Below are 23,731 nucleotides of genomic sequence, written 5' to 3' on the forward strand. Positions count from 1 at the left end.
AATTATTTTTTCAATCATCCCTGAAGTTTATTCAAAAAAGTTAGGTGATAAGTAAATGTTAATTCCAAAAATCGTATTAGAGGGTATGTTAACAACGCGGGCTTATGAGAGGATTTGTACGAGCAAATTAAAAACAGGTATCGGAAGTATTCTCCCAGATACCTGTTATTAGTGAAGCTTAAAGCTCTTTATATTCAGTCATCGAGTCCATATGGCTCGCAATCATTGCAATCATTGTGCTGGCCTCTTCTTTAGAAAACGTAAAGATGCTTTCGTCTTTATGGAGCTCGTCATCCAGCCAATAACGGTTGACTCTTTTGAGGACGCCGTGACCCGTGTCCCCAACCAGTCCAAACTGATAGGTGATTTCTACTTCATCTTCTATATGAAATGCGGTGACTTCAGGAGATTCCCAATCAACGCCGACCTCTTCAGGATCATAATCATCATGTACAATTTCATCTACATAATACTCTTCACCGTCTTCATCTTCATCTGTTACATAAGTTTCTTCCAATACATAATCATCTTCATCATCTATTTCATCCACATAAAACGCTTCACTATCTCCGTTCATAAAAGAATGGAAGCTTTCGTGAACGGCGTCAATAACGTCTTCAATATCTGGCAAAATAATCCGAGCTTGCATTTCATATTCGAAATCAAATGTTTCAATGTAAAATTCTTCGTTATGTGGATCAAAGAGGAGGGTACAGAAAAACTCCCTGTCATCATCTTCCGTCTCGACGAAAAATTCAATTCTCGGATGTTTGGCACTTTGATCAATCGTCATTTGACCGACTTTATCGTATTCATCGCAAAGCGAATTCAGATGATCTTGCAGCTCTGCTGTTACTCGGTTAAACCATTCCATCGACATGCTATTCCCGCCCCTTAAAATATATTCTTCATTCAATTTTTTATCTTTTCCCATTTCATGAATTTGTTGCATGCCATTTATATCCTTTTTTTAATTAAATGATTTTTTAAGAATAAAGGTTGGAAAACTGGGGAATTTAGAATGATAGATATAGAAAGTTAAATTTCAGGAATAGATATCAGAGGAAATTTAAACTCAACTGAAAAAGGAGTGTTTCAATGAATTCTCTAGAGCAATCCATTAAAAAATATGCTATTCCTTTTGAAACACAAGATGATTTTACACCTATTATAGAAGCTATCGGCGAAGCGAAAATCGTTCTATTGGGAGAAGCAAGCCATGGTACTTCAGAGTTTTATTCGATTCGTGCTGAACTGTCAAAAAGGTTGATTGAGGAAAAAGGATTCACGCTTATTGCTGTTGAAGGTGATTGGCCATCCAGCCAACAAGTTAATCGTTATATTAAAGGGTTCTTAGAAGAAAAAGAAGATGTAAAAGATGTGTTAAAGGCGTTCAATCGTTGGCCAACATGGATGTGGGCTAATGAGGAAATTGCTGACTTTATCACATGGCTCAAGGAACACAATGCCAAAAGTGGAGGTAGTCAAAACGTAGGTTTTTACGGAATTGATGTCTACAGTTTGTGGGAATCATTGGACGAAGTAATCACTTATTTAAGCAAGACAGATCCAGAAAGTGAGGATCTGGATCTGGCCAGGAAAGCGTTCGCGTGCTTTGAACCTTTTAATCGACATCCTGAAACGTATGCCATGTCTTCGGTGAATATATCGGAAGCATGTATCGATGAAGTGACTAAGCTACTAAAGTCTATACGCGTTCATGAAGATAACTATAATGATGTACAGGAAGCCGATTTGAACTTAAAAATCAATGCAATGGTTGCACAAAACGCTGAAGAATATTACCGAGCTATGGTCCGGAGTGATGACATCTCCTGGAATGTCCGTGATGAGCATATGGTTGAAGTGATAAACGAAGTCATGGACTATCATGGAAACGATGCAAAAATCATCATTTGGGAACACAACACCCATATCGGGGATGCTTCCGCAACGGATATGGAAGCGGCTGGCATGGTGAACGTTGGCCAAATTCTCCGCCTGCAGAACAGAAAAGAAAATGTCTTCGCTGTCGGGTTTGGCACATACAAGGGAACAGTGATCGCAGCTGACCAGTGGGCAAACCCATATGAAATAATGGTCGTGCCACCAGCTATGAAAAAATCATGGGAATACGCTATGCATGCAGCTGGTGAATTTAATAAGTTATTAATTTTCGATGATGACAATCGCCACCTGTTTGATGAATGGATTGGTCATCGGGCAATTGGTGTGGTTTATAATCCTGAGTTCGAGGCTTACGGGAATTATGTATCTTCAAAAATGGGAAGTCGCTACGACGCTTTCATTTATCTGGACGAAACCAAAGCCCTTACTCCAATTGAGCATGACAATCCATAATCACTCACTAATTGCACCGCATTTGCGGTGTTTTTTTGTTTTCGTTATTTAATTCAATAATGAAATAATGGTAAAATGTAACAATAATTAATTATGTACAATCAACAACTTAAGAAATATTTAATGCTTGTAGAAGGATGAAACTAAAGGAAAAGGACTGGTGGACGAATGATTATCATGATAAATGGAGCATTTGGAGTGGGGAAGACCACTGTTTCCAATGAACTACAGAAAGAAGTCGAAAATAGTATGATTTTTGATCCGGAAGAAATAGGTAGTTTGTTAGGAAAAATTCTCCCAGTAGATGTTATGGCTCTTGAAGCAAAAACAGGAGATTTTCAGGATTTGGAGCTTTGGAAACAATTAACCGTTACCGTAGCTGATCACTTAATCGCACAGTATAAAGTGAACTTAATTGTTCCAATGACTATTCGGAAAGTAGAATATTTTAATTACATATTCGATGGATTTAAGAAGATTGATGAACAAACAACCCATTTTTGTTTAACAGCAAATCAGGAAACTATTTTCGATAGACTTAGGGAACGTGGGGAAGAAGAAGGAAATTGGTGTTTCCAACAAACATTCAAATGCCTGAAAGCATATAAAGAACATTATTTTGGAGATTACATCAACACGGAGAATGTCCCAGTACATACGATTGTTCAAACCATAAAGGAAAAACTAAAAATAGTAGAAGCTGTTAAATAGATGAAGACTTTTGTGGTACATGGGGACATGTGACGGAAACTAATTTTGACGGAGGAATGACGATGGATGATTCAATCCATAAAATCTTAGAACTAACCAAACCAGAACAATTCGAATGTGCATTTCCACTAATGAAACAGTTAAGATTGGATTTGACGATGGAGTCTTTTCATGATTTGCTCGGGCAAATGACACAAGACGGATATCGACTTTTTGCCTTATTTGCTCAAAATCAAATCGTAGCTTTGGCAGGCGTAAGCTTGAGAACGAATTTTTATAGCGGCCGTCACGTTTATATTTATGATTTAGTTACGGACGTCTCTAAACGTTCGCTTGGGTATGGAGAGACATTGTTGGAGTTCATACATGAGTGGGCAAAAGAAAATGGTGCCGAATATGTAGCACTGGAATCGGGAATCCAAAGAACCGATGCTCATAGATTCTATGAAGACAGAATGGATTATGATAAATGGTGTTTTTCGTTCAGAAAAAAATTGTAAACGATGATGAAATGAGTTCTTTGAAGGAGTTGAAGGGTTTTTTCATTCTTGATGGAAACTGAAATTACTCACTACTATTCTTGAGATTTCCTGATAGTGTGCTAGTATGTAAGTAATTAAAATAGTTGCGGGGGGACGCATTGGCGTTGAGAAGGTTAAAACCTGACCCTTTGAACCTGTTCGTTAAGACGAACGTAGGGAGCAAAGTACATAGCGGTTTAACGCTTTTGTTTTGTACTGTAGCTCTCCATTATGGAGGGCTTTTTTGTTTCTAATTCAATATTTTAATTGCGGGGGGACTTTTTAGTTGAGAAGGTTAAAACCTGACCCTTGGAACCTGACAGTTAACACTGACGTAGGGAGCAATGTTTCATCAGAAACGCTCTTTTGTCATACGCAAAAGGGCGTTTTTTGCACTTGCGTCCATCCAAAGAAGGAGGACTAGTAATGACATTTTGTGAAGAAGTACGAAAAGAAACGGATCTTTATTGGCAAGGCAGTTTTGATCACCCCTTTGTAATGGGACTGGTGGACGGGACATTGCCACTTGAGAAATTTGCGTACTACATGATGCAGGACGCCTATTATTTAAAGCACTACACAAAGGTGCTGGCGATTGCCGCCACGAAGGCTGAAACGAATGAAGACATAGCATTCTTTTTAGAATCTGCCCGCTACATCAATGAAGCCGAGCTTGATTTGCACCGAACTGTTTTCAAAGAGCTCGGTATTACGGAGGAAATGGAAGCACACTTTGAACCTGCTCCGGCTGCCTACAACTACGTATCGCATATGTACAATGCAGCTCATAACGGGGATGTAGCAGAAGCGTTTGCCGCCATGTTCCCTTGTCCATGGCTCTATCAGGAAATCGGGGAGAAGTATAAAGACGCTAAACCAGGTGTCAAAGCTTATGAAGATTGGATTGCCATGTATAGTGCACCAGGTTACAAAGAAAAAATCGAGCATCAAATGCAAATGATGAATCGATATGCAGAGGAAAATCCGAATAAGAGAAGTGTGCTGAAAGGTCATTTTGCTAAGAGCTGCTATTACGAGTGGAAATTCTGGGAAATGCCTTGGACACTTGAGAACTGGGAAAACGAGGTGAAAGTCTATGCCTATTGAACAAATACGTCAAAAAAAGCCTCTCGTTCACTGCATGACAAACTATGTCGTGGCGAACTTTACCGCGAATGGGTTGCTAGCAATCGGTGCGTCACCGGTCATGGCGGATGAAATATCAGAAGTAGAAGAAATGGTTGCCATTTCCTCGGCTCTATTAATTAATATCGGCACAATCAATACACGAACGCAAGAAGCGATGCTTCTGGCTGGTAAAAAAGCGAATGAACTTGGTACACCCGTTGTTTTGGATCCGGTAGGCGTAGGAGCTACATCATTTCGCAAACAGGCAGTTAGGGATTTGCTGGAACAAGTTCGGTTTAATTTAATCAGATGTAATGCAGGTGAACTGGCTGCAATCGCAGGTGTTTCGTGGCAGTCAAAAGGAGTGGACAGTGGAGAAGGCGACATGGACATCGCGGACGTTGCCAAGCAAGTAGCGAAGGATTGGAATTGTATCGTAGCTGTGACCGGCGCTTCGGATTATATAACCGATGGAAACAAAGAATTTTGGATAACTGGCGGGCATGAACGAATGACAGAGATAACCGGTACTGGGTGTTTGTTGAGTGCAATTTGCACCGCGGCTTTAAGTTTGGATGGAGAGGCCCTCCTCAACTTACGCAATCTCCTTCAAGCTTATAAACAAATATCCGAGCAAACATCGTCTCAGACACAACTTCTTGGTTCTTTCCAGACTGAAGTACTAAATGCTTTGCATCTCTATTCCAAAGGTGAAGGAAAATGAACATTGTCATGACGATAGCAGGCTCGGATAGTGGGGGCGGAGCCGGTATACAAGCCGATTTGAAAACATTTCAGGAACTTGGCGTATTTGGTACGTCCGCGATTACAGCGCTGACTGCTCAAAATACGCTGGGTGTAGAAGGGATCTTTCCAGCATCACCCGATTTCGTGGCACAACAAATAGATGTTGTCTTTAAGGATATGCCCATCCAAGCAGTCAAAACAGGCATGCTCTTTTCAACAGAAATCATTGAAGAAGTAGCAAATAATTTGCGAGAAAAAAATGTGCAACTTGTCGTTGATCCCGTGATGATTGCCAAAGGAGGGGCAAATCTTTTGCAGAATGAAGCAGTGGAAGCTTTACAGACTAAACTTTTACCACTTGCAACAGTATTAACCCCAAATATTCCAGAAGCCGAGGTGCTGGCCGGTTTGGAAATCCAATCGGAGTCGGATATGCAAAGAGCAGCTAAAGAGATTTTGGGAATGGGTGTCAATTGCGTGGTCATGAAGGGCGGTCATCTAGAAGAAAGGGATACGGCAACTGATACAGTCTTTATGGCCGATGGGACAAGCTTCAAAATGGTATCTGCTCGTATCGACACCAAGCATACACATGGAACGGGCTGTACGTTTTCTGCCGCATTGACTGCATTTTTGGGACAAGGAATTCCTTTGAAGGAAGCTTTGGTCGAAGCGAAAAAATTTGTCCAGCTGGCTCTCGAGAATCCTCTTGGTATCGGCCATGGACACGGACCGACCAACCATTTCGCTTATAAGCAATTAAAAGCAATTTGTGAGGTGACCATCATTGAACCGTAAAGATTTGGCAGTATACCTCATAATGGGTACACCCAACTGTGTGGAAGATCCCTTGGTTGTTTTAAAGGAAGCGTTGGAGGCTGGCGTAACGATGTTTCAGTTGAGGGAAAAAGGTGATGGGGCGTTGAAAGGGGATGAACTGGAAGGGTTTGCTCGGCAGTGTCAGGAAATATGCAAATCTTACAAGGTACCATTCATTATCAATGACGATGTGGAATTAGCGATAAAATTGCATGCAGATGGGGTGCATGTAGGGCAGGATGACATCGCCCTTACGGAAATAAGAGAAAAGTTCACGGGACGAATCGTGGGAGTTTCCGTGCATAACCAACAAGAGCTAGAAGATGCCATCGAAGGTGGTGCGGATTATGTTGGGATTGGTCCGATATATGAAACAAGGTCGAAATCTGATGCAATGGCTCCAGCAGGTCCCACATTCTTGCGACAAGCCCGAAGTTTACTTCCCGATTTCCCAATCGTCGCTATTGGAGGAATCACAGCTGAGAATGCACACGAACCGCTGCAGGCAGGTGCCGACGGAGTGGCGATCATTTCAGCGATTTGTCAATGTCAGGACCGTCATGCAGTAGTTTCCTTGATATTAAGTAAAGGTGGAATTAGGAGATAATTGGTTAGTTGCCCCTATAACGGGGAAAGTTGCCCCAATAACACCAAAAGTTGCCCCAATAGCTCGAAAAGTTGCCCCAATACATTAAACGAAGACATGAATAAGCCTTCCCAACTTTAGCGGGGAAGGCTTTTCACTTCTTTTAATACGCTTTTGCTCAACAAGTCATTGTCGAATTAAGTTCTAATTTGCGTTCTTTCTTATTACAGTGTAAGACAACGACTTGAAAAAAGGAGCGTAAGCATGTTAATAGATGGGGTGTTTTCTGGAGGAGGCTTGAAAAATTTTGCATTAGTTGGTGCATATCAAGTATTGGAGGAAAAGGGATATCGCTTTCAACGAGTAGCGGGAACAAGTGCAGGGGCTATTCTTGCCTGCTTTATTGCTGCTGGATACACGGGTAAGGAAATGGAAGAGCTGCTGGGTGATTTAGATTTCAAAACCCTACTTGATGCACGAAAATCAATCGTTCCATTACCAATTATGAAATGGATTTTCCTGTATTGGCACATGGGACTGTACCAAGGCAATGCACTGGAAAACTGGTTCATGGAAAAATTGGCGGCAAAAGGGGTATATTCTTTTGGTGATTTACCGGATGGTACGTTGAAGCTCGTGGCTTCTGATTTGACGAATGGCAAAATAATTGTTTTTCCAGATGACTTGGCAAGTTATGGGCTATCAGCGGATACCTTCCCCATTGCCCGTGCTTTACGTATGAGTTGTGGCATCCCTTTTTTCTTTGGACCAGTCACTTTGAAAGTCAAGAATGGGGAGACAATTGTTGTTGATGGAGGTGTATTGAGTAACTTTCCTTTGTGGTTATTCGATGATAAAGATGGAAATAGGGAACGACCCGTTCTTGGTTTGAAAATCAGTCGTGGCCACCACGAATCGAAAGGAAATAAAATCAACAATGGACTCAATTTATTCGAAGCGCTTTTTTCAACGATGCAAAATGCACATGATGAAAGGTACATTTCCAGGAAACATGAGAAAGATATTATCTTCATACCAGTAGATGATGTTAACACTACAGATTTTGATCTTAGTAAAGAAAAGAGAGAGGCTCTGATTGAAAGAGGACGGAGTCGAACCGAGCAATTTCTGAAATCTTGGACACCGCCAATTCATGGAAGAAGCTTTCAAACTTCAAATCGTTAGTATTAATATCTGTGAGTTTCGATTAACGACCTGCTTTCAAAATAGTTGAAAAACCTTCCTTTTATTCTTTGGATGAATGGGGGTTTTTCTTGCTTATAACCTTAAAAATCACTGGATATAATTGCAGTTTTCAAGAAGAAGAGTTATTAAACGATTCAATTAGTTGATTTTAATAATGCATCGTATTATAGTAGTTGATGGGTCAATTGTTGACCCGTCAAACATTAAAGGGGTGGTTTTATGTCCAACTCATGTTCAGATGAAGGAAAAATTGTCTATCGATTATATGAGATAAATAAGCAAACAAGCCCGAAGTTTGAGCGCTGTACAGGCATCAGTCAATCCCGATTGGATTTGTTGAACAAGTTGTTTGAAGTGGATGAAATCAGTCAGACGGAGCTTCAAAAAGAAGTGAATATAGATCATGCAGCTGTAACGAGGCACTTAAAGCAATTGGAAGAAAAGAGAATGGTCACACGACGTAAGAATCCAGCAGATAATCGATTTACGTTTAATCGTCTGACGGAAGAAGGTCGTGAAAGTATTGTTGCTTACCAAGAAGAGAAACAGCAATTCATTTCGAAGGTTTTAACTGGATTCAATGCAGAGGAACGCTCTTTACTTTTGGAAATGCTGACACGGATACAAGACAACGTCAAAAATATTAATCCAAATGAGTAGTCGCAATAAGACAAACTAGTATAAATATAAAGGAGAATGAAAAATGAACCATACACTTATAAATGACTTTAATGAAATCGTAACAGGACGTCGTTCCATCCGGAATTATGATCCAACTGTGAAAATAACAAGACTGGAAATGACTGAAATACTAACAACTGCCACGCTTGCCCCTTCATCCGTTAATCTCCAACCTTGGCGTTTTGTTGTCATCGATAGCCCAGAAGGTAAAGCGACATTGGCTCCCCTGGCCAAATTCAATCAAAACCAAGTGGCAACATCTGCTGCAATGATTGCCGTATTTGCAGATATGAACAGCATCGACTATGCTGACGACATTTACGGTAAAGCAGTGGAACAAGGTCTGATGCCAGCTGAAGTCAGAGATGCACAGCTACCAGCTATCAAAGGATTGGTTTCAACCATGTCACCGGAACAATTGAAGGAAATGAACTTAATTGATGCTGGTTTAGTATCCATGCAACTGATGCTCGCAGCAAGAGCTCACGGTTATGACACGAATCCAATAGGTGGTTATGAAAAGGACCAAATTGCTGAAGCTTTTGGTATGGACAAAGAGCGATACTATCCCGTTATGCTAATTTCGATTGGAAAAGCGATAGATAAAGGGTATCAGTCTGTCCGTCTACCTGTGGATGCCATCACTGAATGGAAATAAAGCTAACAGTCAAGTATCAGAAAAGAGGAACTGAATCGATGTTTATTATTCATGCTGAATTTCAAGTGCAAGTAGAAAAAGAACAAGCATTTTTGGAAGAAATTCATCCACTAATCACAGCCTCTAGAGCTGAAAGTGGAAATGTTTCGTACGACTTAATGAAAGATATAGAGAAAGAAAACTTATACACGATGGTCGAAGTGTGGCAAGATTTGAACGCTGTCGAAAGTCACAACAAAAGTGATCACTTCACTTCCTTTTCAAGTAGAGCTGCAGAATATCTAGCCGCACCTTTGAATGTGAAAATCTACGAAGGTAATGAAAGAATCAAATAATAAGATGGCAAAAAGACACTTCCAGTAATATAGATTGGAGGTGTCTTTTTGTGTTTGTGACTATACTTGCATAATGAATGACGAACGATTTATGAACAAGGTTAATTGATGCTAGGTTGCAGAGGGACAAATTCATTTATGAATTAGCTTGTAATTTAGATTTAGGCAACAACACTTCCACGCTAGTTCCTTTATCGACTTCGCTTGATATATTAATAGTTCCTTTATGAGCTTCAATAATGCTAAAACTAACAGTCATTCCTAAGCCAATACCTTTTTCCTTTACGCTATAGAATGGCTCACCAATGTGTTTCAAACGGCTTTCCTCAATCCCACACCCATTATCTTCAAATTTAATCGCAAAATAGTTTTCATCTTTTTCGAATATAGAGATATTGACTTCACCTTGGGTGGATATAGATTCTATAGCATTTTTTAGAATATTGATAAACACCTGTTTTAATTTACTATCATTACAATATGTATCAAAGTTTTCTAATTCATTTAAATTCAGTTGAATATTTTGAAGCGATGCTTCTGTCGATAACAATTGAATGACTTCTTTAACAATTGTATTTATGTTTTTGTTGGAAAAAATAACTTCCGATGGTCTTGAAACAATCAATAGTTCGTTAACGATGGTATTAATTCGGTCTATTTCATCAATCAACATGTCGGTATGAGGTTCAAGATTAATGGCCTTATCTTTCCCCATTTGCAAAAACCCTTTAATAGTGGTCAAAGGGTTGCGTATTTCGTGAGCAATGCCTGCAGCCAGTTCACCAATAACAGACATTTTTTCTGACTGTCTCAACATACTTTCCGTTTCTTTTAATGCGGTAATATCTCTCCCGATTACGACCAGCCCTTTTCTCGAACCATCAGGATTGAAAATGGGTACTTTGAATGCATCGAACGTTTTGCTTGAGCCATCTCTTAATTGAATGGTTTCTTCACAGCGAGTGACTTTCCCAGCCCTCCAAGCTTCCTCGTCGGTATCAATACAATAAATCAAAGCATCATGATAATAATCAGTGTACTTGGCCATCTCTCTATCGTCCTTGCCACTGTAATCGATGCCTTCTAGTTCGAATAATTGAGCACCAAATTTATTGATTTGAAGCCATTTGCCTTCACCATCTTTAAATGAAACACAGTCTGGCATGGTATCTATTAGTAGCGTGAGCTTCTCTTTTTCTTCTTCAATTAGTTTTGAATCTCTTAAATTTTTAATATAAAAATACATAAGAATGGCGGTAAAGAAAACAAATAACAGACTTTTGAATGTCTGAAGGAGAAGGACTTTATCAAAAATGGTGTTAGGATCAGTTAATAAATAATCTGTCCCTATAACCCAGACTGGACCTATAATCAAATAGACAAACGGAATTATTCGGTAAAAATCGGTGCTTTTTTTCATTGTTGAACCCCTTAAATATTGGAAAGTATGATGCTATTTAGTTATATTGTCACATACAAATGAAATTTCAGCAATTTAACATTACGTTTACTGCACGCTGGACCTCACAATTTATAGTTTTTCCAGAAGAGATTGGCCTTCGTACTTATCGTAAAGCAATTCGTCAAAAGAGGGAATATGTATATGGCTAGAGAAGATATATCTTACATAATAACTTCATAAATACGTACAAGAAGGTGCATTAATGCAGCAAAAGATTAAAATAGCAAAATGGTTACTGGAAGTTGATATTGATTCAATTAGATTTTGTTGCTTTAATACCATGGAGTCACGGGGAAAATAAATTAAAGAAGGTGAGAACATGATTAAATTCCACGGAACACCAACGTTGGAAACCGAGCGATTGATTCTTAGAAGACTAGTTATTGAAGATGCACAAAGCTTCTTTACCCATTGGATGTCCGATGAACGGGTTACGGACAATCTCATTAAAGGAGCACATAAATCAATCAAGGAGTCAGTCGAGAGGGTAACGAATATCGTCAGTGAATATGAGGGACAAGAATTTTGTTATTGGGGCATTGAATTAAAAGCAACTGGCGATCTTATCGGAGCAATCGATTTTTATCATTTCGACCTCGGCACGGAAAATTGCGAAGTAGGATTTACACTCGGTTACGACTGGTGGAATCAAGGATATGGAACAGAATCGTTGAAAGCCGTTATGGAATTTGGCTTCAGGCATATGAATATTCATAAGATATCTGCAGCACATAACAGTGATAATCCTGCATCCGGAAAAATCATGCAAAAAGTTGGAATGAAACAAGAAGGGTTGATTCGGCATATGATTCGTAACGCTAAAAATCAATACAAAGACTGTGCTGTCTACGGGATTCTCCAGGAAGAGTATTTAGTACAAGTAAAGATGGGGTGATTACTCATGTCGACAAAATCAGATTTACAAGATCTAGTATTAAGAGATCGAGAAGGTGGATCTCCTTTGGTAGTCATGATGTGTGGTGTGGCCGGGTCAGGAAAGACTACTATCGCTCAACAGTTAGAATGTGAAGGTTTTATACGTCTCTCATGATGAAGAAATTTGGGCTAGTGGAGTGTATTATCATTAAATTTCATGCCAAGCCTAATTTTGGTCATCATATGACAACAAGTTAACAATTCGATGACATGAAGGGGTATTGGTTTAACTATCAGGGATTCTCCGTTAAGATGCAGACTATGCTTTAGTTATAAAGCGTAGCTTTGAATCGAAAGGGGTTTACATGAGAATGAATATTAAAAAAATTATATTACCGTTTGCAGCAGGTGTATTGGCATTGAGTTTAACTGCTTGCAACGGAGAAGATAAAGCAACAAAAGAAGAAAAGCCACAAGAAGAAACGAAGCAGGAAGCAACAAAAGCACCATCTGAACAAGACCAAGCAGCTGCAGCTAAAGAGATGCAGGCAAAGCTTGCTAAGCAAGAAGTAGACGAGAGCAAAGTTGTTGCGGTAGTCAATGAAGAAGAATTAAAAGGTGAGCAATATAATGCAGCATTGGCTTCCGTACAAGGGCAAATGCAACAGACAGGTCAAGATCCTAGTAGCAAAGAAGCGGCAAAACAGGTGAAAGAGCAAGTACTTAATACGCTTGTTGGACAAACGTTGATTTTACAAAAAGCGAAAGAAGCAAAAATTACTGCTACAGATAAAGAGATTGATGAACAATATAAATCTTTTGTAGAGCAATACGGTGGAGAAGAAGCAATGAATAAAGCGTTGAAAGCACAAAGCATGGATACTAAAATGCTGAAAGCCCAAATTGCTGACTCCATTCTGTTTGAAAAATATCAGGATAAAGTAGTACCTGCCAAAGAAGTAACAGAAAAAGAAATTAAAGCCTATTACGATCAAGCTGCTTCTCAAGCAAAATCAGCTGGACAAGATCTTCCTCCACTTGAAGAAGCAAAAGAAGAAATTAAAGGGATTCTTAAACAACAACAACAGCAAGTATTATTGGCTAAACATGTTGAAGAGTTAAAAGCTGACGCTGAAATTGAATTGAAAATCTAATGTATAACTTGCATGGCCTCCCATTAATCTGATTAATAGGGAGGCTTTTGCATGGGTATACTAATCATTATTCACTAAATTAATTATCAGGAGCTATATGTCATGAAAGAATTCAAAATCACTTATTTTTTTGATGAAGACCATTACATCCGGCGATTTATCCATGTTGAATCCATGGAAATTGCAGAAGAGCTGATACAAAGTGAAAGAGAACAAACCATTTCATTTCGTGATAGCAGAGATATATACCATGAGTTGAATACGCGAAATGTTCGAGTCATTCAACTTTCGGAATATCACCGGGTTGATAAAAGCACAAAAAGAGAGGGGCGATGACCATGTCACCGTCTCTCTCTTTTATTGTGACTACAAACACACCTTATTCAGCAGAAAGTTCACTTTCAGTTACCCATTTATGATTCTTCACTTCTTCACCATCAGTCGAAGTGTAATCTACCATATACACAGTTGTTTCCTCAGCTGAGTCGATAACTGCAGTTACGCCTTTCATCCCTTTCGTATGATCTCCCTCGACAATTACTTCATCGCCTTCTGCATATGGTTCAGTAGCAGCGTCTTTTATTTCCTCATGAATGATCCATTTATGGTCTTCTACTTTTTCTCCACCAGTCGATGGTGTATAAGAAATGGTATATACTGTCGTATCGTAAGCTCCAACGATTGTAGCTTCGGCATCTTTCATGCCTTTCATATGTTCTGCGGTAATGGTTGCTTTGCTACCTACTTCAAAGGTTGGATTCTTAGCGTTTTTTAACCCTTCAGGAATCTCACCAGAGCTGGAATGTGAACCACCATGATCCATCTCACTATGGTCGGATTCCTTGCTCGTTTCATTTCCACAACCGCTCAGTGCCACTAGTAATGCAAAACTCAATAAGTAAAGTTTCTTTTTCATTGGTATTTACTCCTTTATCATTTTGATTTCTTAAATGTATCATACCCTAACGGGGTATATATTAAAAGTGAAAAGTCTGTCAGGTAGACAGAATGGGGTTCCAGGTAGACAGTTCTGCATTCCAGGTAGACAGAATGGGGTTCCAGGTAGACAGTTCTGCATTCCAGGTTGCACAAAATTCCGTTCGGCTGAAAATCGTCTCGCTAGCTGAAACTTTCGACGCCGATAATGTCCCACTCTATGAAGAAAACCCTTGAATACGTCAATTACGTATCCAAGGGTTGCTCTTATATTTAGTGTGCTGCCACAGGTGGTGGGGGAATCAGCCAATCGTTCTCTTTGTTAACACGTAACAATTTGGCAGCATGCGTTAAATACTACAAAAAGTTCTTATTTCAATAATGCGAAGACAAAACTTTATATGTTTCTGTCGAAGAGAAGAATAAAGAAAACAGTTAAAATCAAATAACACTTTAACGAAAAGGACTACCAAATCGGTAGCCCTTTTTATTTCCAAGGATAATCATTTATTCTAAAGTTCGGGTCTTACCCACAACTTGGAAAAATCAACGTATCCAAAATGCTTGATATTGACGTTCATTAGATTGGTAGAGAAGGGGATTTGACGTTTTTCATAATATAAAGGAATCATTAGCGAAGCTTCCAAAAGAACTCTTTCCATTCTCAAGTTCAAGGAAGTCCACTTTTCAAAAGGGGTATGCACATATTCCTTTAAATACATGCTGGCCGATTCATCGGCCTCAATCATTTTTGCCAATGGGGAGTACCCATTTTTAAGAAAATAGTAAAAGGACAGATCTTGATTCAATTCGAATACTTCACCGTGAATGAACAGATCGGCTTCCTGGTTCCTTGCACTATTTTGAACTGTCTCGGCAAAGGACAGCCAAGTGATTTCCACAGGGACGCCTTCTTTTTCGAATACTTCCTTCAGCCACATAGTGGTTTTTTCCGTATAGTTCACTCCTCTTAAAATCAATGGTTCTGAAAAATGGGGGCGTTGCATAACTGGTACTTTGTATTGCTGATCATGACCTATGAGGCAACTCTTATCGTTGGCCCAAGCACGTGAATGTACGAGTGGAATTTCATGGCGATGCTTCGCTATTACAAAGTGCAGATAGTCTCGGACTTCATTGCGCTGAATCTGTGAATCGCGAAACGCATTCATGATTACTACTCCGAAACCTGAGCTACTTTCCACTTGGAAAGTAGCATCTCCTGGCTCTTGAGTTGCAGAACGGTAGACGGTATCGAAGTCTTTTGGTACCTGCACAAATTCCACTGCATCCAATAAAGGTCTTTCCAAAAAGTATTCCTTGAAAGCACAGATCGTGGTTTTTAAGTCATTGTTTTCTTCTAAATAAAATGCTCCGGTGCCAAGTAACTGTCCTTTAGTTTCCTTGTAAATGCTTGCAGTTAACGTACCCAAAAGTTGGAGGCAATAGCTGCAACCGTTTGGGAATTCAAAATCAATTATTAGAGGTGCCACGATTTCAATGTGCTGAACGGGCTCCCATAAATCCCGGAAATGCTTATGGCTCCTCAATTTTTCCAGACAGACCTTCACATCTTCCGCGGTCAGTATAGATGCATCATGGAACTTAATATCTTTTCTCAAATAGAGTCGGAGTTTCGTTGAGGTTACATCCCAACTGTGGGCAAGTTCAGGTGAAACCATGCCCTTTTCGTCAATGGCTACTAATCGATTGAATAGATTCGCCACCAAGCTGGCGCTATGTACTTCTGCCGCTTCCAGAGGATGCATCGTCAGGAAGGTGTATCTTCTTGGAATGATGAGCTTGTCCATGTGGTTTGTACTTTGGTTGTAACCGAATTTGGAATGGAACTTATTCATCAAACGCATTTTGCTGTCGCTTGACCACTCATAGAGTAAGTATTTCCCGCACGTTTCGACTGGTTCTTCATCAATCATTTTCATGACCAAATCTTCATAAACTTCTTCCACATTTTTTTGCCATTGAATCTTCGATGCTTTGCCTCTCCCAAGTCCTGAAGTAAAGATAAGCCAGCCTTCTTTTGTCCATTTCTGCAAGTATCTTGCCGTTTGTTTCCTACTCAGACCGAGGAGTTCCGTTAGTTCATTCAGCCTGATGCTCCCTGATGAAACCGAACGCCATACGGTCAATAAATGTCTATCCATCATGTTCTCCTTTTTTTGAAAAAGTGGACATAATTATTTATTTTGTCCATTTTTAATGTCAATAGTCTAGTTTAATATACATAAGTAATAAGGGGGGTTCAACATGGCCTTTAAAGACTATCCACAAAATATAAAAGTTCGGTTGATTACATCGTTTTTCAACCGTGCGGTATCATCAGCGGTCATGCCTTTCATGGCATTATTTTTTGCACAGGAAATGAGCAAGGTCTGGGCAGGTGTGTTTCTGGTATTCACAGTCATCGTCAGCTTTTTCACTAATTTGATCGGGGGCTATATTTCGGATCGATTCCCACGCAAAAGGGTGTTACTCCTCACATCTTCCTTGAGTGCGTTGCTGTTTCTATTCATGACCTTGAGTCTATTACCTGAAGACAACATGATTTGGTTATTTGCGATTGCCTATGCAGCATTCGTAGTGACAAGTAGCCTAGGGCGACCTGCCATGCATGCGATCATCATCGATTCGACCACGCCTGAAAATCGAAAAGCAGTCTATGCCATTGAATACTGGCTCGTTAATCTATCTATGGCAATCGGTGCGGCACTTGGAGGATTGCTTTACGTCAATCATCAAACTGAACTGTTTGCCATGTTGACGGTCACATCGGCCAGTCTACCGATTGCTTATCATATATGGCTGCGGGATGAGTCAACAAGTAGATTGGAAAAACAGCATCAAAATGTATTACTGGATGTGATTCAAAATTATAAAATTGCTTTTCAAGATATTCCGTTTGTCAAAGTTGTCGTAGGCTCGATGTTTATTTTTGCCGCTGAGTTTTCACTTAACAGTTACATCGGCGTTCGTCTCGCAGAAACGTTCGAGACAGTAGAAATAGGGGAGTTCCAAGTGGGGGGAGTAAGGATGCTGAGTTACCTCAATATCCAAAATATGCTTTTCGTTGTGTGTTTTACGTTTGTCATCAATAAACTCACTGATAGGTTCAATAAGAAAAATGTTTTACTGTTTGGACTTCTGCTATATGGAATCGGTTATGTAACGGTCACGTCTGCCAACACGTGGTACATTCTAGTTCTCTTTAATATCATTGCAACACTGGGAGAACTGATTTATTCACCGATTCGAAATACGGAAGAGGCAAACATGATGCCAGCCAATAAGAGGGGATCTTATTCAGCCTTTTCGAACCTATCATTCAGCGGTGCAGACTTGGTTGCTCGCTCCACGATTATCATAGGTGCATACCTGGTCCCGACCATGATGTCCGTTTACATTGGAATGATTCTGATGGCTGGTATCGTCTTGTTATATGCAGGTTTATTTATGAGCAAAAATGTTTCAAATGAAGGAATAATAAATGCTACTGTTTGAAGGAAAAGGACCATCCAAAAGATGGTCTTTTTTCGTGTGAAGTGAATGATTTTTAAATTGAAGCAGTGCATTTGTTATAATTGCACCGTGCAATATTTTACGAAACGCTAAAAATCCGATAGTATAAGTAATAATTTAACATCAAATATCGAAAAGTATTTATTTAAAGGAGTACACTCAAGATGTCAACACTCGCAATATCCAACTACTTGAAAGATCATGCAGATCAAATAACGGAAGAATGGTTGAATGAGAGAGTAAAAGAGCCGGGTTCATTTTATTCTAATCAAGCTTCACCTGATGTGGAGAAACTCTTGAGAAAGCAGCATCAACATACCATTCAGTTATTGATATCAAGCTTTGATCAAAATGATTTCGATTTTCGGGAAAGACTTGATGAATGGGCTCAAACTGTAGCAAAGTCGCGAGTGGAACATCGAATAGCCATTCATGAAGTTATTAAATTTCTTGGAAAAACGAGAACGCTCTTTTGGGAATATATGAAACAATATATCGATCAAACGAATGAAGATGTTTGCAAACATCAAGTATCGGAATGGAGTGAAATGCTGAATTCCGGATTTGAACTGATGACTGTCAAGTTCTCTGAGTATTACCATGAATTCAACGAAAAAAGATTGTCCGAGCATCAAGCCTTGATAAAATTACTGGAAATACCACTCATCAAGATTTGTGATAAAATTTCTGTTCTTCCGGTAATCGGTGTGATTAATTCGGAACGTGGGTTGTCCTTACTTAATGATATCCCGATGAAGTGTAGTGAAAACATGGTAGAAAGTTTAATTATCGATCTTTCTGGTGTGATTGAAATTGAAGAAGTCGTTGCATTCCAGCTGACTCAACTTGTTCAAGTTTTGAATTTGATGGGGATTGAAAGCTTTATCTCCGGTATTCGGCCAGAAGTTGCAAGAAAAGCAATCAGTTTTGGAGAAGATTTTCATGCAATTTCTAAAATATCTTCAGTTCAAGAAGTGATTGGAAAAAAGAACAATCCAATGTGAGTATCATTAAAATTCAAAAATAGGACACCTCCAATTATTACTAATTGGAGGTGTTTTTTCTTTTATTCAGTTTCACGATACTCTAGGACTTGTAAGATTTTTCTCTTTCACTTTTTTTACGATGATTCGATGTCATTGGCTCATGTTTTGGTTTTAAGAATCCCTGCTCCACTAATTCCATCGAAATCTCTTCTTTTGGTGAAGTTGCATTAAAATCTTTCTTCTTTGGTGTTTGAGACAAGGGACCTGTAAAGTTAATAGCTCCTTTATGATTGTCACTTCCCATCAAAAAACCTCCTTAAAAGTATCGTTCCTTCTTAACATGGTTTTAAAAGCGAAGTTCATTCTTTAAATTTCAAAAAAACAAATCATGTAGAACGAAAACACGTTCATTTAAAAGATACTTTGAAGCTTTTTTCCAGTCAGCTCCCATTTCTGTACACTCACTCAACAATCACTCTTCTACGACTTGGCTATGTCCTCAAATTAAAAAAGACAATCTCATAGGATTGTCTTTTGGTTTGAGGATTGATATGTCGGGTTGAATTGTAAAAGTTTTCGTCACACTAAAAATACCATGGAGGCTTGGGCCGTATATCATTTTGATGGGATTTCCGGTTAACTTCGATTTCACCAGATTCTTTCGATTCATTCGATTCATTCGATTTATTGGATTCAAAGGATTCATTGGAATCATTGAATTTAATAGATTCATTGAAATCATTGGATTTGGAGATAGATTTGGAATTGAATTTTGTTCGAGACGTATATTCATTATCGAAATCATACGGGATAAACTGCTTATAGTCATGCGTATTAATATTGGCATTCCGGTATTCCTTAAAAGGTTTGTCAATGGACTTGCCATCTTCATTCTTCTGCGCACGTAAGTGGTCAACTATTACGTTTCCAATATATCTGCCTAATTTTAAGCCTTCGATGTTATCGGCTTCAAAATGAACGCCAGCACATAGACGGCTGAAGGCGTCATCAAAAGCAATTTTTCGTAACTTTTGTGCTTCCATTGGGAAGAAATAGCTTAACACCACTTCTGCACAGCCAGACATGCTGGCACGGCCAGAAGGATAGGAAGGAAATCTAGGTGTGCCAAGAATCGTTTCCATCTCATGGTCATATTGATTTGGTCTGGCAACATCCAATTTATACTTCAAATCCCATACGACAATCTTGGTGTCATTGATTGCCATATTGACAGCAGCTAGTATTCGAGAGGCATAGACAGGACTGACCCCATAGGAATCTACTAAACGGTCAATGATAGGAGTCCACTGTTTAGTAGGGACACCTGTTCCATAAAAAGTGGCCAACTGTTCCTGAGTGCGTGTCAGGTGGTCGAGCGTACGCTGAACAATCTTTAATTCTTGTTCAAAATCTATTGCACTAGGTTTTTTAATGGGAAAATGCATTATCGTTCCATTTGGATTCAAGAAGTTCTTTTCTTTGTCTCTTTTTAAATAGGTCAAAGACCAAGAACCTGAAGATGGAGTAACAGGATTTACGGGTGGTTTCTTTTCACCTGCATAAGGTACTTCGGACCAACGTAAATAATTTTTCTTCATTTTTTCATCTCCACTCTATTATTCCTTTAACCTATGTCAAAGGTTAAGAACATGTGTATTAATTAAGCTATTCGCAAAATGAAAATGATGAGAAAAGTACTTTCAAAAATCGGATTTTAATTTTGAAGATCTTTTTGCCGGATGAGGCAATTGTGAAAAGTCCCGGTAATCATAAGTTGTCTCATTTCATACTATGAATAAATCACACCCTAAATGGAGGGAAAAAATGGATATACTGAACAAGGTGAAGAGCTTCCGAGAAGAAGAAAACAGTCTAAAGTGGGAGGGTACATTTGCTGAATACTTGACCATCGTTAAGGAAAGACCAGAAGTTGCCCAATCGGCTCATTCACGTGTTTATAATATGATCAATAGCCATGGGTTGACGCAAAAGACTGGTCACAAAATGTACCATTTTTTTGGTGAAGAAATATTTGGACTTGAAACGGCCATTGAGCGACTAGTAGAAGAGTACTTTCACCCAGCTGCAAAAAGATTAGATGTTCGAAAGCGTATTTTATTGTTGATGGGACCTGTAAGTGGAGGGAAATCAACAATTGTGACATTGTTGAAACGTGGTTTTGAAAAATATTCAAAAACCGACGAAGGTGCTGTGTACGCGATAAAAGGATGCCCAATGCACGAAGACCCACTTCACCTCATTCCCCACGAGTTACGTGACGAATTTTTTGAAGAGTATGGAGTCCGCATTGAAGGCAGCTTGTCTCCTTTGAACGCGATGCGTTTGGATAAAGAGTTCAATGGACGCTTGGAAGATGTAATGGTGGAAAGAATTTTCTTCTCCGAAGACAAACGGGTGGGAATTGGCACATATACGCCATCTGATCCGAAATCACAGGATATTGCCGATTTGACAGGAAGTATTGATTTTTCAACAATCGCAGAATTCGGTGCGGAATCAGATCCTCGTGCTTACCGATTTGATGGGGAACTGAATAAAGCGAACCGCGGAATGATGGAATTTCAGGAGATGTTGAAACTCGATGAAAAATTCCTATGGCTGTTGTTATCTCTAACTCAGGAAGGAAATTTCAAGGCAGGAAGGTTTGCATTAATCAGCGCGGATGAACTCATAGTGGCTCATACAAATGAAACAGAGTATGCTTCGTTTATTTCAAATAAGAAGAATGAAGCCTTGCATTCCAGAATTATTGTCATGCCAATTCCTTATAACCTGAAAGTGAGTCAGGAAGAACGGATTTATGAAAAAATGATCCAGGAAAGCGATATGACACATATTCATATTGCTCCGCAAGCATTGCGAGCAGCCGCCATTTTCTCAGTATTAACAAGGCTTGAAACACCTAAAAAGCAAGGCATTGATATTGTGAAGAAAATGCGTTTATATGACGGAGAAAGTGTAGAAGGCTTCAATCAAATCGATGTGGAGGAATTGCAGAAGGAGTTTCCGCATGAGGGGATGAACGGTATTGATCCGCGTTACGTAATCAATCGGATTTCTTCGGCCATCATCCGCAAGGAAGTGCCATCGATTAACGCTTTGGACGTTTTACGTGCACTGAAAGATGGTCTCGACCAACATGCTTCCATCACGCCGGAAGACCGGGAAAGGTACATGAATTATATTTCCATTGCCAGAAGGGAATATGATGAAATTGCCAAGAAAGAAATTCAAAAAGCCTTTGTTTATTCCTATGAAGAGTCAGCAATTACCTTAATGGATAATTACCTGGACAATGTAGAAGCTTATTGTAATAAAAATAAAATAAGAGATACTTTGACCGGTGAAGAAATGAATCCGGATGAAAAACTAATGCGTTCAATCGAAGAACAAATTGGCATATCTGAAAATGCGAAAAAAGCGTTCAGGGAAGAAATCCTCATTCGTCTGTCTGCCTACGCTAGAAAAGGCAAGCGCTTTGAATACAATTCACATGAACGTCTACGCGAAGCTATACAAAAGAAACTTTTTGCGGATTTAAAAGATGTGGTGAAGATTACGACATCGTCCAAAACACCGGATGAATCACAGCTTAAAAAGGTAAATGAAGTAGTTGCGAGACTCATTGATGAACATGGCTATAATTCAATTTCAGCCAATGAATTATTGCGTTATGTAGGAAGCCTGCTTAATCGATAATGGGATGAATATGAATAACAAAACAAGACGAATCAGATAGTTCGTCTTGTTTTTCTTACTCTCTGAAGTCAATAACTTGTTCGCCAACGCATATGATAGTTAAATTAAAAAACTTTTAATACTGGATGGGTGTGGGTGGAAATGAACGAAAAACCTGATAAGAATTTTGTCATCTCACAGGAAGACTGGTCGCTCCATCGAAAAGGCTATCAAGATCAGCAACGTCATATGGATAAAGTCAAAGAAGCCATCAAGAATAATTTGCCGGATTTAATCAGTGAGGAAAGTATTGTTATGTCAAATGGCCGGGATGTCATCAAAATTCCGATTCGCTCCTTGGATGAGTACAAAATTCGCTATAATTACGACAAATCAAAACACGTGGGTCAAGGGAATGGTGATAGTCAGGTAGGAGATGTCATCGCACGTGGTTCTGGGGAAGGGAAAGCCGCTCCAGGGCAAGGGAAACAAGCAGGGGATCAAGCGGGTAAGGATTATTATGAAGTGGAAATCACCATGGCAGAGCTGGAAAGTGCCCTTTTCAATGAACTCGAGTTACCCAATTTAAAGCAAAAAGAACAAGCTCAAATTAGAAAAGAAAAAATTGAATTCAATGATATTCGTAAAAAAGGGCTGATGGGCAATATTGATAAAAAGCGCACCATCTTAACGGCCATCAAACGCAACGCGGCGAATGGGAAAGCGGAAATTTCGCCTATCCATAATGAGGATTTGCGGTTCAAAACATGGAATGATGAAGTAAAACCGGAATCCAAAGCAGTTGTACTTGCGATGATGGATACGAGTGCATCCATGGGAGCATTTGAAAAATATGTGGCTCGCAGCTTTTTTTTCTGGATGACCAAATTTCTACGTTCCAAATACGAAACGGTGGAAATTGAATTTATCGCCCATCATACAGAAGCAAAGGTTGTCACGGAAGAGAACTTTTTTACAAAAGGTGAAAGCGGCGGCACCATTTGTTCATCTGCCTATCAAAAAGCGCTGGAACTGATTGAACAAAAATATCATCCTTCTCGATTCAATATTTACCCGGTCCACTTTTCAGATGGTGAAAACATGTCAAACGATAATGAAAGATGTTTGAAGTTGGTTAATGAACTGATTGCCGTTTCCAGTATGTTTGGCTACGGAGAAGTGAACCCCAATAATCGATATTCCACTTTGATGTCCACTTATAAAAAAATCTCGAATCCGATGTTCCGCCATTATATATTGAAAGAAAAACAAGATGTCTATAAAGCATTGAAAAGCTTTTTCCAAAAAGAAATAACTTCCGTTTGAAC

At 39.3% G+C, this 23,731-nt stretch carries 25 protein-coding genes and 2 riboswitches; of the genes, 19 read left to right on the forward strand and 6 right to left on the reverse strand.

The annotated features are described in order from the left end of the window. Window positions 1–178 precede the first annotated feature (178 nt). Window positions 179–880, reverse strand: coding sequence for a hypothetical protein (locus AC1DSK_RS07690; RefSeq protein WP_477547472.1), 702 nt, complete (start codon window positions 878–880; stop codon window positions 179–181). Between the two features lie 218 nt (window positions 881–1,098). On the opposite strand from AC1DSK_RS07690, the gene AC1DSK_RS07695 reads away from it, so the two are divergent. From AC1DSK_RS07695 to AC1DSK_RS07745, 11 genes are all read left to right on the forward strand, one after another. Further along, on the forward strand, window positions 1,099–2,361 hold the full coding sequence (locus AC1DSK_RS07695) for an erythromycin esterase family protein (RefSeq protein ID WP_477547395.1): 1,263 nt from the start codon (window positions 1,099–1,101) through the stop codon (window positions 2,359–2,361). A 168-nt stretch (window positions 2,362–2,529) separates the two neighbouring features. Next, on the forward strand, window positions 2,530–3,072 hold the full coding sequence (locus AC1DSK_RS07700; protein ID WP_477547396.1) for an AAA family ATPase: 543 nt from the start codon (window positions 2,530–2,532) through the stop codon (window positions 3,070–3,072). Window positions 3,073–3,134: 62 nt separating this feature from the next. Further along, a complete protein-coding gene (locus AC1DSK_RS07705) occupies window positions 3,135–3,572 on the forward strand; it encodes a GNAT family N-acetyltransferase (RefSeq protein WP_477547397.1) in 438 nt (145 codons plus the stop codon). A gap of 119 nt (window positions 3,573–3,691) precedes the next feature. Beyond that, window positions 3,692–3,790: riboswitch (TPP riboswitch) on the forward strand. Between the two features lie 64 nt (window positions 3,791–3,854). After that, window positions 3,855–3,951: riboswitch (TPP riboswitch) on the forward strand. Between the two features lie 68 nt (window positions 3,952–4,019). After that, window positions 4,020–4,700, forward strand: coding sequence for a thiaminase II (tenA, locus tag AC1DSK_RS07710; protein WP_477547398.1), 681 nt, complete (start codon window positions 4,020–4,022; stop codon window positions 4,698–4,700). Further along, window positions 4,690–5,445, forward strand: a complete 756-nt coding sequence (thiM, locus tag AC1DSK_RS07715) for a hydroxyethylthiazole kinase (RefSeq protein ID WP_477547399.1) — start codon at window positions 4,690–4,692, stop codon at window positions 5,443–5,445. The genes tenA and thiM overlap by 11 nt, the downstream gene beginning before the upstream one ends. Beyond that, window positions 5,442–6,266, forward strand: coding sequence for a bifunctional hydroxymethylpyrimidine kinase/phosphomethylpyrimidine kinase (gene thiD / locus AC1DSK_RS07720; protein WP_477547400.1), 825 nt, complete (start codon window positions 5,442–5,444; stop codon window positions 6,264–6,266). Before thiM ends, thiD begins: the two co-directional genes overlap by 4 nt. Continuing rightward, window positions 6,256–6,894 carry a thiamine phosphate synthase gene (thiE, locus tag AC1DSK_RS07725; protein ID WP_477547401.1) on the forward strand — a complete coding sequence of 213 codons (639 nt, stop codon included), beginning with the start codon at window positions 6,256–6,258 and terminating at the stop codon, window positions 6,892–6,894. Before thiD ends, thiE begins: the two co-directional genes overlap by 11 nt. Window positions 6,895–7,137: 243 nt before the next feature. Continuing rightward, on the forward strand, window positions 7,138–8,058 hold the full coding sequence (locus AC1DSK_RS07730; RefSeq protein ID WP_477547402.1) for a patatin-like phospholipase family protein: 921 nt from the start codon (window positions 7,138–7,140) through the stop codon (window positions 8,056–8,058). Between the two features lie 240 nt (window positions 8,059–8,298). Then, complete coding sequence (locus AC1DSK_RS07735) at window positions 8,299–8,739, forward strand: MarR family winged helix-turn-helix transcriptional regulator (protein ID WP_477547403.1); 441 nt, start codon at window positions 8,299–8,301, stop codon at window positions 8,737–8,739. 43 nt (window positions 8,740–8,782) lie between these two features. After that, window positions 8,783–9,418: a nitroreductase family protein gene (locus tag AC1DSK_RS07740; RefSeq protein WP_342543002.1), complete on the forward strand. Its 636-nt coding sequence runs from the start codon at window positions 8,783–8,785 to the stop codon at window positions 9,416–9,418. A gap of 38 nt (window positions 9,419–9,456) precedes the next feature. Next, complete coding sequence (locus AC1DSK_RS07745; protein ID WP_477547404.1) at window positions 9,457–9,753, forward strand: putative quinol monooxygenase; 297 nt, start codon at window positions 9,457–9,459, stop codon at window positions 9,751–9,753. A 136-nt stretch (window positions 9,754–9,889) separates the two neighbouring features. Here the strand turns inward: AC1DSK_RS07745 and AC1DSK_RS07750 are convergent, their stop codons facing one another. Continuing rightward, the gene (locus tag AC1DSK_RS07750; protein WP_477547405.1) at window positions 9,890–11,173 is read right to left on the reverse strand and encodes an ATP-binding protein; all 1,284 of its coding nucleotides are present in this window, start codon (window positions 11,171–11,173) and stop codon (window positions 9,890–9,892) included. Window positions 11,174–11,534: 361 nt separating this feature from the next. On the opposite strand from AC1DSK_RS07750, the gene AC1DSK_RS07755 reads away from it, so the two are divergent. The 4 genes from AC1DSK_RS07755 to AC1DSK_RS07770 all read left to right on the forward strand — a co-directional run bounded on the left by AC1DSK_RS07755 (window position 11,535) and on the right by AC1DSK_RS07770 (window position 13,581). After that, a complete protein-coding gene (locus AC1DSK_RS07755; protein WP_477547406.1) occupies window positions 11,535–12,110 on the forward strand; it encodes a GNAT family N-acetyltransferase in 576 nt (191 codons plus the stop codon). Between the two features lie 6 nt (window positions 12,111–12,116). Continuing rightward, complete coding sequence (locus AC1DSK_RS07760) at window positions 12,117–12,266, forward strand: hypothetical protein (protein WP_477547407.1); 150 nt, start codon at window positions 12,117–12,119, stop codon at window positions 12,264–12,266. A gap of 196 nt (window positions 12,267–12,462) precedes the next feature. Beyond that, on the forward strand, window positions 12,463–13,245 hold the full coding sequence (locus tag AC1DSK_RS07765; protein WP_477547408.1) for a SurA N-terminal domain-containing protein: 783 nt from the start codon (window positions 12,463–12,465) through the stop codon (window positions 13,243–13,245). Between the two features lie 102 nt (window positions 13,246–13,347). After that, window positions 13,348–13,581, forward strand: a complete 234-nt coding sequence (locus AC1DSK_RS07770) for a hypothetical protein (RefSeq protein ID WP_016429314.1) — start codon at window positions 13,348–13,350, stop codon at window positions 13,579–13,581. A gap of 43 nt (window positions 13,582–13,624) precedes the next feature. Here AC1DSK_RS07770 and AC1DSK_RS07775 read toward each other — a convergent pair whose 3' ends face one another. Both AC1DSK_RS07775 and AC1DSK_RS07780 read right to left on the reverse strand, forming a co-directional pair. Beyond that, complete coding sequence (locus AC1DSK_RS07775) at window positions 13,625–14,161, reverse strand: YdhK family protein (protein ID WP_477547409.1); 537 nt, start codon at window positions 14,159–14,161, stop codon at window positions 13,625–13,627. 532 nt (window positions 14,162–14,693) lie between these two features. Next, complete coding sequence (locus AC1DSK_RS07780) at window positions 14,694–16,346, reverse strand: ABC transporter substrate-binding protein (protein ID WP_477547410.1); 1,653 nt, start codon at window positions 16,344–16,346, stop codon at window positions 14,694–14,696. A gap of 103 nt (window positions 16,347–16,449) precedes the next feature. Here AC1DSK_RS07780 and AC1DSK_RS07785 point away from each other — a divergent pair, with 103 nt between their 5' ends. Both AC1DSK_RS07785 and AC1DSK_RS07790 read left to right on the forward strand, forming a co-directional pair. Next, on the forward strand, window positions 16,450–17,700 hold the full coding sequence (locus AC1DSK_RS07785; RefSeq protein ID WP_477547411.1) for an MDR family MFS transporter: 1,251 nt from the start codon (window positions 16,450–16,452) through the stop codon (window positions 17,698–17,700). A 182-nt stretch (window positions 17,701–17,882) separates the two neighbouring features. Continuing rightward, window positions 17,883–18,722, forward strand: a complete 840-nt coding sequence (locus tag AC1DSK_RS07790; RefSeq protein WP_477547412.1) for an STAS domain-containing protein — start codon at window positions 17,883–17,885, stop codon at window positions 18,720–18,722. Between the two features lie 82 nt (window positions 18,723–18,804). Here AC1DSK_RS07790 and AC1DSK_RS07795 read toward each other — a convergent pair whose 3' ends face one another. Together AC1DSK_RS07795 and AC1DSK_RS07800 are read right to left on the reverse strand one after the other, a co-directional pair. Further along, entirely contained in the window at window positions 18,805–19,008 is a 204-nt protein-coding gene (locus tag AC1DSK_RS07795) for a hypothetical protein (RefSeq protein ID WP_016429309.1), read from the reverse strand. Between the two features lie 280 nt (window positions 19,009–19,288). Further along, window positions 19,289–20,302: a vanadium-dependent haloperoxidase gene (locus AC1DSK_RS07800; protein ID WP_477547413.1), complete on the reverse strand. Its 1,014-nt coding sequence runs from the start codon at window positions 20,300–20,302 to the stop codon at window positions 19,289–19,291. 226 nt (window positions 20,303–20,528) lie between these two features. Between AC1DSK_RS07800 and AC1DSK_RS07805 the strand changes: the two genes are divergently transcribed. Both AC1DSK_RS07805 and yhbH read left to right on the forward strand, forming a co-directional pair. After that, window positions 20,529–22,424, forward strand: a complete 1,896-nt coding sequence (locus tag AC1DSK_RS07805; RefSeq protein ID WP_477547414.1) for a PrkA family serine protein kinase — start codon at window positions 20,529–20,531, stop codon at window positions 22,422–22,424. A 141-nt stretch (window positions 22,425–22,565) separates the two neighbouring features. Continuing rightward, window positions 22,566–23,729, forward strand: coding sequence for a sporulation protein YhbH (gene yhbH / locus AC1DSK_RS07810; RefSeq protein ID WP_477547415.1), 1,164 nt, complete (start codon window positions 22,566–22,568; stop codon window positions 23,727–23,729). Window positions 23,730–23,731: the final 2 nt, after the last annotated feature.

Source organism: Paenisporosarcina sp. P4_B8, assembly GCF_056402175.1.